Origin of the sequence: Marivirga salinae, assembly GCF_030503855.1 — a bacterium.
In the GTDB taxonomy this organism is placed as follows: Bacteria; Bacteroidota; Bacteroidia; order Cytophagales; family Cyclobacteriaceae; genus Marivirga; species Marivirga salinarum.
In genome coordinates, this window is the sequence record NZ_CP129971.1 from 2,170,001 (window position 1) to 2,182,298 (window position 12,298).

7 protein-coding genes and 2 rRNA genes (1 of these 9 only partly in view) are annotated in these 12,298 nt (G+C 38.8%); 5 read left to right on the forward strand and 4 right to left on the reverse strand.

The window, feature by feature from the left end:
- Both QYS49_RS09185 and rrf read left to right on the forward strand, forming a co-directional pair.
- Positions 1-2,206: ribosomal RNA gene (locus tag QYS49_RS09185) — 23S ribosomal RNA — on the forward strand; it begins 689 nt to the left of the window's first position.
- A 141-nt stretch (positions 2,207-2,347) separates the two neighbouring features.
- Positions 2,348-2,459, forward strand: a 5S ribosomal RNA gene (gene rrf, locus QYS49_RS09190).
- Positions 2,460-2,536: 77 nt separating this feature from the next.
- Here the strand turns inward: rrf and dnaE are convergent.
- Positions 2,537-5,488, reverse strand: coding sequence for a DNA polymerase III subunit alpha (gene dnaE, locus QYS49_RS09195; protein WP_308351498.1), 2,952 nt, complete (start codon positions 5,486-5,488; stop codon positions 2,537-2,539).
- A gap of 119 nt (positions 5,489-5,607) precedes the next feature.
- On the opposite strand from dnaE, the gene QYS49_RS09200 reads away from it, so the two are divergent.
- The gene (locus QYS49_RS09200; RefSeq protein WP_308351499.1) at positions 5,608-7,401 is read left to right on the forward strand and encodes a sodium:proton antiporter; all 1,794 of its coding nucleotides are present in this window, start codon (positions 5,608-5,610) and stop codon (positions 7,399-7,401) included.
- A 30-nt stretch (positions 7,402-7,431) separates the two neighbouring features.
- Here the strand turns inward: QYS49_RS09200 and QYS49_RS09205 are convergent, their stop codons facing one another.
- Positions 7,432-8,160: a DUF4114 domain-containing protein gene (locus QYS49_RS09205; RefSeq protein ID WP_308351500.1), complete on the reverse strand. Its 729-nt coding sequence runs from the start codon at positions 8,158-8,160 to the stop codon at positions 7,432-7,434.
- 190 nt (positions 8,161-8,350) lie between these two features.
- Entirely contained in the window at positions 8,351-9,544 is a 1,194-nt protein-coding gene (gene dinB / locus QYS49_RS09210; RefSeq protein ID WP_308351501.1) for a DNA polymerase IV, read from the reverse strand.
- A 125-nt stretch (positions 9,545-9,669) separates the two neighbouring features.
- Between dinB and QYS49_RS09215 the strand changes: the two genes are divergently transcribed.
- Both QYS49_RS09215 and QYS49_RS09220 read left to right on the forward strand, forming a co-directional pair.
- Entirely contained in the window at positions 9,670-9,936 is a 267-nt protein-coding gene (locus QYS49_RS09215; RefSeq protein ID WP_308351502.1) for a hypothetical protein, read from the forward strand.
- A gap of 341 nt (positions 9,937-10,277) precedes the next feature.
- Positions 10,278-11,048, forward strand: coding sequence for a helix-turn-helix domain-containing protein (locus QYS49_RS09220; RefSeq protein ID WP_308351503.1), 771 nt, complete (start codon positions 10,278-10,280; stop codon positions 11,046-11,048).
- Between the two features lie 61 nt (positions 11,049-11,109).
- Here QYS49_RS09220 and QYS49_RS09225 read toward each other — a convergent pair whose 3' ends face one another.
- Positions 11,110-12,297 carry a phosphoglycerate kinase gene (locus tag QYS49_RS09225; protein WP_308351504.1) on the reverse strand — a complete coding sequence of 396 codons (1,188 nt, stop codon included), beginning with the start codon at positions 12,295-12,297 and terminating at the stop codon, positions 11,110-11,112.
- Between the last annotated feature and the right edge of the window lies 1 nt (position 12,298).

The window sequence follows — 12,298 nt, forward strand, 5'->3', positions numbered from 1 at the left end:
AGTCAGGGGAAGTAGACGCGAAACCTTGTGATCTACCCATGGTCAGGGTGAAGTTCCGGTAACACGGAATGGAGGCCCGAACCAGTTGACGTTGAAAAGTCTTTGGATGAACTGTGGGTAGGGGTGAAAGGCCAATCAAACTGGGAAATAGCTCGTACTCCCCGAAATGTTTTTAGGAACAGCCTCGGGAGATGTTTGATAGAGGTAGAGCTACCAATAGGACTAGGGGGAGTCAAATCCTACCAAATCCTGATGAACTCCGAATGCTATCAAATTATCCCGGGAGTGAGGGCAAGGGTGCTAAGGTCCTTGTCCGAGAGGGAAAGAACCCGGACCATCAGCTAAGGTCCCCAATTGTATGTTAAGTTGAACTAAGGCGGTTCAGTTGCTTAGACAGCCAGGATGTTGGCTTGGAAGCAGCCATTCATTTAAAGAGTGCGTAACAGCTCACTGGTCGAGCGACAGAGCATCGATAATGATCGGGCATCAAACATACAACCGAAGCTATGGTCTTGCTGGCAACAGTAAGAGGTAGGGGAGCATTCCATTTGCAGAGAAGGTGTGGCGTCAGCCATGCTGGAGCGGATGGAAAAGCAAATGTAGGCATAAGTAACGATAATGCTAGTGAGAAACTAGCACACCAATAGACTAAGGTTTCCTCAGCAATGCTAATCAGCTGAGGGTTAGTCAGGACCTAAGGCGAAGCCGAGAGGCGTAGTCGATGGACAACAGATTAATATTTCTGTACTACCTTATAGAGTGAAGGGGTGACGGAGTAGTGAAAGTCCCGCGTACTGACGGAATAGTACGTTGAAGGGTGTAGGTATTGGACTTGTAGGAAAATCCGCAAGACTAGCTGAACCTGATAGTACCACAACGCTTCGGCAGCGTGGATAGTGGACCTAATCAGACTTCCAAGAAAACCCTCTAAACATATGTATAAGGTACCTGTACCGCAAACCGACACAGGTAGTCAAGGAGAGAATCCTAAGGTGCTCGAGTGATCCGTGGCTAAGGAACTAGGCAAAATGGCCCTGTAACTTCGGGAGAAGGGGCGCCTCGTTAGTGATAACGAGGCCGCAGTGAAGAGGCCCAGGCGACTGTTTAACAAAAACACATGGCTTTGCGAAATCGAAAGATGAAGTATAAGGCCTGACACCTGCCCGGTGCTGGAAGGTTAAGGGGGGACGTTAGTCAGCAATGGCGAAGCGTTGAACTGAAGCCCCAGTAAACGGCGGCCGTAACTATAACGGTCCTAAGGTAGCGAAATTCCTTGTCGGGTAAGTTCCGACCTGCACGAATGGTGTAACGATCTGGGCACTGTCTCGGCCACGAGCTCGGTGAAATTGTAGTAGCGGTGAAGATGCCGCTTACCCGCAACGGGACGAAAAGACCCCATGAACCTTTACTATAGCTTCACATTGACATTGGGTAAAATATGTGTAGGATAGGTGGGAGACTTCGAAGCTGTGTCGCCAGGCATGGTGGAGTCGTTGTTGAAATACCACCCTTATTTTATCTGATGCCTAATCCCGTGTAACGGGAGACATTGTGTGGTGGGTAGTTTGACTGGGGTGGTCGCCTCCAAAAGAGTAACGGAGGCTTTCAAAGGTTCCCTCAGCACGCTTGGTAACCGTGCGCAGAGCGCAATAGCATAAGGGAGCTTGACTGTGAGACCTACAAGTCGATCAGGGTCGAAAGACGGATATAGTGATCCGGTGGTTCCGCATGGAAGGGCCATCGCTCAAAGGATAAAAGGTACTCTGGGGATAACAGGCTGATCTCCCCCAAGAGCTCACATCGACGGGGAGGTTTGGCACCTCGATGTCGGCTCGTCACATCCTGGGGCTGGAGAAGGTCCCAAGGGTTGGGCTGTTCGCCCATTAAAGTGGCACGCGAGCTGGGTTCAGAACGTCGTGAGACAGTTCGGTCTCTATCTGTTGTGGGCGCTAGAAGTTTGAGAGGACCTGATCTTAGTACGAGAGGACCGGATTGGACAAACCGCTGGTGTACCAGTTGTGCCGCCAGGTGCATCGCTGGGTAGCTATGTTTGGAAGGGATAAGCGCTGAAAGCATCTAAGCGCGAAACCCGCCTCAAGATGAGACTTCTTTAAAGGAACCCTATAGATGATGGGGTTGATAGGCTGCAGGTGTAAAGGCAGTGATGTCATAGCCGAGCAGTACTAATTATCCGTAGCTTTCCGTTCAACAAGTCTTGTGTTTACTTTAAGACTCTTTCACTTTAACATGTTGATTAATCCGTAAAAGATCGGGTTAATTATAAAATATTGATACTACCGTATCATAAAGATATTAAGTCGATAACACTATAAGTTATTGCAGACTTTATGGTGACTATAGCGGTGGGGTACACCTCTTCCCATTCCGAACAGAGAAGTTAAGCCCACCAGCGCTGATGGTACTGCCGTAAAAGGTGGGAGAGTAAGTCGTTGCCAACTTTTATTATATAAGCCTGATAGCTAATCGCTATCAGGCTTTTTTTATGTCTATACTTTTTGGATTTCCTCAAATCTCCCTACAGATAATCAGGGTTGAGCCAGCCCTGCTTTTCCATATACTCCACTTCTAACATCGGGTAATTATAATCTAACACCACTTTTCCTACTAGGCTATAGAAACCTTTGCCTCTAAAAGGATATTCCTCGCTGATTTTGGGGAAATGAACTGTGTCGAAAGTATTCTCATAACTGTCATGAAAAGTACCGAAGTACATTGATTCTTTGTTTTTTGTAGAGGTTCTTTTTATAGTAACCATATAGCCGATGAGATGTACTTTCTTATTTATTTTATTTCTTAATTCTGTAGCATAGGTATCAGGCTTGATTTGACTATTAATTAGTATGTAAGGATTACATGTGGGATAGCCCAATATCATCAATTCATTAAATGACTTTTCTAAAGCGGTTGTTTCCATTTTTGGAAGGCTGTAATTTACAGGCTCTTCTTCAAATAGATTTATATTATTTTTCTCTTTCTTTTTGAGGTAGAGGGAATAGGCTTTCCATAAAAGATGTTTGTTGGGTTTATTGAAGCTGTTAAAGGCTCCAATTTTTATCAGGATGAATAGTTGCTCTTTTTTGATAGGAATTCTTACTTTAAAGTCCTCGATACTTTTGAAAGACCCATGGTTTTCTCTTTCAATTACAATTCTTTCAGCTACTTTTCTTTCGAGATCTTTAATATGAATAAACCCTAAGTAAATTCTCTTTCCTTCTATTCTGGTGAGGTAATGACTTTTATTAATGCAAGGAGTCACAATTTCTGCTCCTGCTTTTCTCGCTTCGTGGATATAAAATTCGGTTTTGTAAAATCCTCCGAAATTATTGATAACGCCTACCATAAACTCTATTGGGTAGTGTGCTTTAAGGTATAAACTCTCATAGCTTTCGACTGCAAAGCTGGCAGAATGTCCTTTTGCAAAAGAAAAACCTGAGAAACTTGATATCTCGAACCAAACTCTTTGAATTACCTTTTCATCATATCCTTTTTCACGACAATTTTTAAAATACTGATTTTCTACTTTTTCAAATTCTTTACGAGACCTATATTTACCTGACATTCCTCTTCGTAATATATCTGCTTCACTTAAAGTTAGTCCACCAAAGTGATGGGCTACACGGATAACATCTTCTTGATAGACCATTACACCATAAGTTTCTTTCATGAGTTTATCCATTATGGGATGGATTGATTCATAATTCCCATTGCTATGGTGACGCTCTATATAAGTTTTCATCATGCCTGACTGCGAAACTCCAGGGCGAATAATAGAACTGGCTGCTACTAAAGTGAGATAATCTTCACATTCTAGCTTTGCAAGCAACATTCTCATTGCGGGAGATTCCACATAGAAGCAACCCATAGTATTTCCGTTTTTGATTAGATTCTTAATGGCGGGATCTTTTTCCAGTATTTTTGTATGAATTTTACGGGGATCTATTTTTTTGCCTTGATTTTCTTCTACTATTTTAATGGTATCTTGAATATGCCCAAGACCTCTTTGACTTAGGATGTCATATTTGTAAATACCGATATCTTCTGCACTATACATATCAAAATGGGAAACAGGAAAGCCCTTTGGTGGCATTTCTGTTGCTGTAAATGCATAAATGGGTTGTTCGGTGATTAATAATCCGCCTGCATGAATCGAAATATTGGCTGGAAATTCTTTGGCTACCATGTGTTGGGTATAGTGCAATACCTTGCGCAAGTAATCATCTTTCTTTCCGTAGTTGGGATTTTCAGACAGTTTATCAATTTCACTTTTCGGCATACCAAATACTTTAGCTATTTCACGTAGCATCATCCGGTATTTCATAGTAGTATGAGTGCCTAGAAGGCAAGTGTGATGTGCATTATGTTTATCAAACATATATTGAATTACAGCATCTCTATGTTGCCAAGAGAAGTCGATGTCAAAATCTGGGGGTGAGGTGCGTGAAGGATTTAGAAAGCGCTCGAAATAGAGATCAAGATCAATGGGGTCTACATTGGTTATACCGAGACAATAAGCTATCATACTATTAGCGCCACTACCACGCCCTACATGAGGAAACCCTTTTCTTTGAGCAAATTGTATCATATCATAAGTGATAAGATAATAAGCAGTGAAATCCTTTTGCCTTATGATTTCCATTTCTCTTTCAAATCGTTCGGTAAGCACTGCATTTTGTTTTCCGTATCGATTTTTAAAGCCTTTTCTAGCTTCAGATTCAAAATAGTGCCAATCTTCTATGGCAGAACCCAATAAAGAGCGTTTATTTTTAGATTGTCCAAATTGAATTTCAAAATGACATTCTTCTATTAGTTTATCTGATTGCTTTAGCATAAATTCAAAACCTTGATAATGCTGTTGGAGCATTTCTTTAGGTTGCATGAATTCATTGGGTTGTGCCTGAAATTTTTTATCCAAACGACTAAGTAATTGGTTTTGCTGAATCGCTCGTAATAGGCGATGCATATTAAAACCTGTTTTGTTTTTGAAGGTAACAGGAGCTAAAGCCAATAATTTTTCTTTTTGAAATTTATGATGCTGATACCTCAAGCGGTTGAGTTCTTCAGGTTTTATTCCAATGAATTCGTTGGTGCGCAGATTTTCAGGAGCAGTATGCATAAGGTAAATAACAGCAACATTATCAGTAAACCGAGGTCTGCTTTGCAAGGGAAAATCATTTCGGTTGTGGTAAGATAAAAAGGCATTGAGTTCTTCGAAGCCTTGATTGTTCCGGGCCATGCCTATATAGATTAATTGTTCTTGTTTACGAAATTCAATTCCAGGGATTACTTTTAGTGGATAGTGAGCATATTCATTTTTCAAATAACGAAAAACTTCGATATAGGCAGCTGTACTATGGATATCAGTCAATGCAATTTTATGAATACCATTTTCAATGCATTCTAATATCAGTTCTTCGGGCGATAAAGTACCGTATTTGAAGCTGAAGTGTGTGTGACAATTAATATACATTACTAATATTTTTAGTAAAATTACTAATAATATTAGTCTCAATTCAAATTTATTTTATTTTTCTTGAATTGAAGTAAATTCTTGTTTAGCAACTGACTGCACTATATATTCGAAACTCTATGGAGCTATCCTTTTTAATTACCATTCTGGTTATATTAACTGCCATTGTTTTATTCGCTACCGAAGCTGTCCGCGTAGATTTGGTAGCGATTGGTGTGATGGTATTGTGGATAGTGTTTGGCGTTTTAGAGCCGGAGGAAAGTTTTAGAGGCTTTGCTAATAGTGCTACGCTTACCGTAACAGCAATGTTTATTTTAAGTAGTGCATTGATAAGGGGTGGGGTCATAAAATTGTTAGCGCCTTTGACTACTCGTTTATTCAATAAATCCTATAGTGGGGCTATTTTGGGGATGAGTTCGGGAGTAGGTTTGTTGTCTGCATTTATCAATAATACACCAGTTGTAGCAACTTTTATTCCCATTGTTTCTAAAGCTGCAAAAAAGCTCAATTTGCACCCTACTAAGTTCCTTATCCCACTTTCATATGGAGCTATATTAGGTGGAACCTGCACATTAATAGGAACTTCTACCAATCTTCTGGTGGCGGGTATTGCCAAAGATAACGGTTTCGATGAAATCGGATTATTTACTATGACTCCTATTGGACTTGTGTTTTCAGGGGTAGGTTTACTGTATCTGATGTTTGCAGGAAAACATTTATTACCTAAGGAATCACAATTAAAGCCTTTACAAGATGAAAGTCAAATCAATAAATTTTTGACTGAGGTTGAAATACAGGAATTACCAGATGAACAAAAGGGGATAAGCATAGAAGAATTGTTTAAAGAGAAAGATTTATCCTTTGAAGTACAGGAGTTGAAAAGAGGGGATGAATCTATCAAAAATCCAAAAATGAGCACTAGACTACAAACTGGTGATGTGATGTTGATTAAGGGAGAGCTGGATAAGGTGAAAAAAGTGGTGGCTGATAAGCACCTTTCTATAGTGAAATCCATAACAGATAAATATTTCCCAAGGGAAGAGACTAAGGTGGTAGAGGTTATTATTATGCCGGGGACTCATTTGGTCGATAAGAAACTTAAGAACATAAATTTTCTAAAGAACTATCATTCTCATTTGCTCGCCATTAGACATAGGGGGAAACGTAAGTTTAGCGACATGGGAAATACCCGATTAAAGGTTGGAGATATTTTATTATTGCAAACAAGTAAGGAAGGTTATGAGCTTTTGCAAAAGGCGGAAAGTAATCCAAATGCTCCTTTTTTATCAATCAAAGAGACCGATTTAAATATACCGAACAAAAAGAAGCTTTATATATCTGCAGGAGTTTTAGCATTGGTGATATTGACAGCTACTTTTAATATTTTACCTATAGTGGCTTCCGCTTGGGCGGGTGTTTTTCTATTAGGGGCTTTTAGGATTATTAGCATGACGGATGCCTATCGTTCAATAGATTGGCAAGTGATATTTTTATTGGCAGGTTCTTTAAGCTTTGGGGCAGCAATGGAGAAAAGTGGATTGAATGATTGGTTGGTAACTCATTTAACATCATTAACTGAAAAAGAGTTAGCACCATTTATTATAATAGGCGTCATTTATTTAATGACCATGATTTTTACCGAAATCATGTCGAACAATGCAGCTGCTGCTTTAATGGCTCCGCTTTCCATGGCAATTGCAGATGCTTTAGGCTACAGTCCTCTACCTTTTTTAATAGCGGTGATGATAGCGGGTAGTGCCAGTTTTATGACACCAATCGGCTATCAGACCAACACCATGGTGTATAGTGCCGGAAATTATGAGTTTAAAGATTTCTTTAAAATAGGAGCGCCACTCGGATTAATTTTTTGGATTATTGCTTCCTTACTAATTCCTATTTTTTATTCTTTTTAAAGCTGTGGTTTTTAGGTAATCAAACGCATTTTAAGGTTTTTTAAGTGTAGGGATGCCATTCAAGTTAAATCGTGTAATAGCTTGATTATTTTGGTTGTCCGATACAGTAAAAACGACATCATTATAATCCTTATCGCTTCTTTCATCATTTATAAATTGGTCTTCAAATGCAAGTACTATTGAATTAAAGTTTTTGAACTGGAATAATACATGTTGTTGTACTTCTTCTGAATTAAGGTAAGTATCTGTGTAAAAAGTTTTATTTTCGTAATTTACCTGACCCGTTCTCCAGCCATCTAAAATTAAAAAGAATCCAACAGTGGTTCCGGCAGGGAATGTCTGATCACCCAATTGCAGCATGTCTCCCTGATTCAGAATATCATCACTTATATGTGGGAATAAAATACTTAAATCTAATTCCCCTACTTCTACTGTACTTGTACTTGGATTGTAAATATAATAACCTAAAGAATTTTTCAAAGTGGCTCCCTCTAATACAAAAGTTATGTAAACTTCTGACTCTTTGGTTAATACAATGTTAAGACTATTTGATTCCTCAAATAAAGAGGGGTATTCATTCGTAAAATCTTTACTAGGAGGAAAAATACTATCTAATTCTTCGAGTATGTCTGGTTCTAAATCAGAAGGAATAATCTCATCTGGTGTTTCTGGAATATCTGGATCCACCTCTGATTGCTTACAGGCAAACGTTAAAACAGAAAGTATAACTAAGATAATTAAGGTATTTAAGATTTTCATTACTGGCTTTATTAAGGTGTAATTTATTTATTACTTTCACCAAAGATAGCCAGGGTCATTATATGAACTGTTACATATCAAAAGTTAGGATTTGTATATATGCCATGTTTATAAAAGGTATAAGCTGAATATATTCTTACCAAAGCATTGATTAAGAGTAGAATATACATTCAGCTGTTAGAGTGAGTTTTTAAGCCCCAAACCAATTCTCATCCCGTCTCAGTCTCTTATCCAACCCAATAGTATTGCCTCTGACTATGCTTTCCAAACCATGCTTGTGGCGGATTTTATCCAAGGCTTGGTAGAGCTGGATGTATTCTTCCGTATCGTCAAACAGATTGATTTGGTAGTTACCGTGTACCAGTCCGCTGAGGCGTACTCCAATTAGTCGAAGCATCATTCTACGGGTATATAATTGGTCAAATAGTTCTTTTCCATAGCGGATTAAAGTTTTATCGCTGGCGGTATAGCTGATTTTCTTTTGCTTGCTTTCCGTATCAAAATTGCTATAGCGAATTTTAATAGAGATGTTGGAAGTCAAGCGGTTCTGCTCACGGAGTTTATGCGCCAGTTTTTCTATCATGGCTACCAATACAGCTTTCATTTGTTTCACGTCCATGCTGTCATCATGGAAAGTACTTTCTGTAGAAATGGATTTTTGTTCGCTATAGGGCGTAATAGGCGTATGGTCTATGCCTTGCGCCCTTTGCCACATCACAATCCCATTTTTCCCAAAGGTATATTCCATCAGTTTTTTTGGGATTTGCCTGAGCGTTTCCACTTTCTTCACCCCCATGGAGCGCAAAAGCTCCGAGGTTTTCTTTCCAATCATCGGGATTTTATGCACGGGCATAGGATCCAAGAAGGCGATTTCGGTTCCCGGAAGTATTTGCCTAGTATTGTTAGGTTTTGCTTCTCCTGTGGCTACTTTCGATACCATTTTATTTTGCGAAAGCCCCATGCTGATCGGTAATCCACTTTCACTGATAATTTTCTTTCTCAGCTCTTTTCCCCATTCATAGCAACCAAAATATTTATCCATTCCGCTTACGTCCAGATAAAATTCATCCACAGAAGCCTTTTCAAAAAGAGGCGATTCGCTTCTAATGATTTCCGTAATCAGTTTAGAGTAATGACTGTAGTTTTGCATATCTCCTGCTATCACCAAAGCTTCTGGGCAGAGTTGTAATGCCGTTTTCATGGGCATGGCTGAATGTACGCCATATGCCCGAGTCTCATAGCTACAGGCCGCTACCACCCCCCTGTGTCCGCCCCCAACAATAACAGGCTTACCGTTTAGTGTTGAATCTAAAAGGCGTTCGACAGACACAAAGAAGGTGTCCATATCTAAATGAATGATGGATCTGGTAGCATTTTCCTGCATAAAACTAAAATATTTAGCTTTTTTTTGGCTTTTTTGATAATTAATACTAAATTTATTATCAAAATTACTAAAATAAATAGTAATTCAATCGAAAAAGTTCACGGCTTTTAAAATTATTAAGTGGGATGGATGTAAAAATTAGATTATCGAGTAAGCGCCTTAATTCAGGAAGGTGTCAGGTGCATTTTCATGTGCGTACTAAGACTGGTGACAGCAGATGGTACGGTTACACACTGGCTGAACCACAAGATACCGTAAGTGAGGTGGTTGACAGAATTAGGAATCGTTTTAGCCGAGCTGAAGATAAAATTTCTTTGCATCAAAAGGTGCTGTATCATTTGAATGAGCACTACAGAGAAACGGATGATTTGATGATTTTCAGAGAAGCTTGATTATATTTGAGGTGGGTACAGAGTGCTGAGTACAAAGTACAGGCAGAGTAAAGATGGAAGATGGAAGTATGAAACAGTTGGATGAGGGGTGTTTAGTTTAGTGCCGAAAATCTACCATTTTCTAGATACTGGTTACTTGATACTAAGAAAATTGAATTATTTTGAAATAATAAGTTGAAAGTAAGAAGTAAAAAAATAAATAGTGTGAGGTTTGTTGAAGTTAATTTTGCACACTCGTTCACAATTAAGATTTTACTTAATACTTATAACCTAAAACTTAAAACTAAATAAAGCGATGAAGGAGTCTTAAATCTGGACTCTTGATTCTTTAATCTGATAAAATGAGCTTGATCAATAACAATATTAAATACCTCCGAAAGGAAAAAGGCTGGACACAACAGGACTTGGCTGATGAGTTGGGTGTGAAGCGTCCGCAGATTGGTTCTTATGAAGAAGGTAGGGCAGATCCTAGAATTCAAACTTTGATCAAATTGTCGGATCTTTTTAATGTGAGTGTAGATGATTTATTGGGAAAAGATTTATCGAGCCCGATGACAATTAGCCGAAAACCTACTAAAGTTTTGGCGATTACTGTGGATAGCCAAGAAAGAGAAAATATTGAATTAGTTCCTCAAAAGGCTTCTGCAGGCTATACCAATGGCTATGCGGATCCTGAATACTTACAGGAGCTGCCACGCTTCCAATTGCCTAATTTGCCTAGAAACAGCACTTACCGAGCATTTGAAATTAGTGGTGATTCTATGTTGCCTCTTGAACCCGGAACTATAATTATTGGCGAATATGTAGAAAGTCCTGATTCAATCCGAAATGGGAAAACCTATATTATCGTTAGCGAGCAGGAGGGAGTAGTTTATAAAAGAGTATTCAATTATGCTGAGGAAAAGGGAGTCTTATTTATGGTGTCAGATAATACCGTTTATTCTCCTTATGAAATTCCTTTGGAGAGTGTAATGGAAATTTGGGAAGCAAAAGCTTTTATCAGTACTCAATTTCCTGATGTGAAAAATAATGAAAATGCGCCTATGAGCCTAAGAGAGCTTACGGATATTGTACTTGAAATTAAAGAGGAAGTAACAAAGTTGAAGAAGTGAATATGTAAGGTGGTAGTAACTTCCACCAACCAAAGGTTGGCGGAAGTCATCATTTTTTCTATTAAGCTTTCAGTGCAGCAACACCTGGTAATTCTTTGCCTTCCATATATTCTAACAAAGCACCACCGCCAGTTGATACATAGCTTACTTTATCGCCATAACCTAAGCTGTTTACAGCTGCAGCTGAATCTCCGCCACCTATAAGTGAAAATGCGCCATTTTCTGTAGCTTTTACTACTGATTCAGCAATTGATTTTGTGCCTTTTGCGAAATTTTCCATTTCAAATACACCCATTGGGCCATTCCATAGGATAGTTTTTGATTCTTCTACTGTTTTTTGGAAGATGGCAGTTGCTTCAGGTCCAATGTCTAATCCCATCCATCCATCTTCTATGGCATGATTTTGACCAATTTTTGTATTGGCATCATTGGAAAAATCATCTGCTACTATCGAATCAATTGGTAGTTTTAATTCAACACCTTTCTCTTTTGCTTTTTGAATTAATTCTTTAGCTAAATCTAATTTATCTTCTTCCACTAATGAGTTTCCAATCTTTCCACCCATAGCTTTAAAGAAAGTGTAAGACATTCCACCACCAATGATTAGATTATCAACTTTGTCTAATAATTTTTCAATAATTAAAATTTTATCAGAGATTTTAGCTCCTCCCATGATTGCCGTGTAGGGCTTGTCCGCTTTTTCTAATACTTTATCAGCATTCTCAATCTCTGCTGCCATTACGAAACCCGCCATTTTATCTTTAAAGAATTTTGCTACAACTGTGGTAGATGCATGGGCACGGTGTGCGGTTCCAAAGGCATCATTCACATATACATCTCCTAATTTTGACAGGGCTTTGGCAAAAGCTTCATCTCCTTTGGTTTCTCCGTCATGAAAGCGTACATTCTCCAATAATAAAACCTCACCATTTTTTAAATTCTGAGCCTCACTTTCTGCTTTTTCACCTATAGTGTCTTCACTGAAATGAACTTTAGCTCCATAAGCTTTTTCCAAATCACCTACTATGTGTTTTAGTGAAAATTTATTTTCAGGTCCATTTTTCGGCCTTCCTAAGTGGGACATTAAAATTGCTTTACCACCATCGTCCAATATTTTTTTAATGGTTGGAATGGTAGCTTTTATTCGGGTGTCATCAGTTACCTGAAAATCTTTATTTAAAGGCACATTTAAATCGACTCTGATTAATGCAGTTTTGTTTTCGAATGAATAGTCTTTTACGGTTTGCATT

Bases quoted from the DNA above. Each gene is read 5' to 3' on its own strand.
- dinB (WP_308351501.1), bottom strand. From the start codon at position 9,544: ATGCAGGAAAATGCTACCAGATCCATCATTCATTTAGATATGGACACC.
- QYS49_RS09200 (WP_308351499.1), top strand. From the start codon at position 5,608: ATGGAGCTATCCTTTTTAATTACCATTCTGGTTATATTAACTGCCATT.
- QYS49_RS09205 (WP_308351500.1), bottom strand. From the start codon at position 8,160: ATGAAAATCTTAAATACCTTAATTATCTTAGTTATACTTTCTGTTTTA.
- QYS49_RS09215 (WP_308351502.1), top strand. From the start codon at position 9,670: ATGGATGTAAAAATTAGATTATCGAGTAAGCGCCTTAATTCAGGAAGG.
- QYS49_RS09220 (WP_308351503.1), top strand. From the start codon at position 10,278: ATGAGCTTGATCAATAACAATATTAAATACCTCCGAAAGGAAAAAGGC.
- dnaE (WP_308351498.1), bottom strand. From the start codon at position 5,488: ATGTATATTAATTGTCACACACACTTCAGCTTCAAATACGGTACTTTA.
- QYS49_RS09225 (WP_308351504.1), bottom strand. From the start codon at position 12,297: ATGCAAACCGTAAAAGACTATTCATTCGAAAACAAAACTGCATTAATC.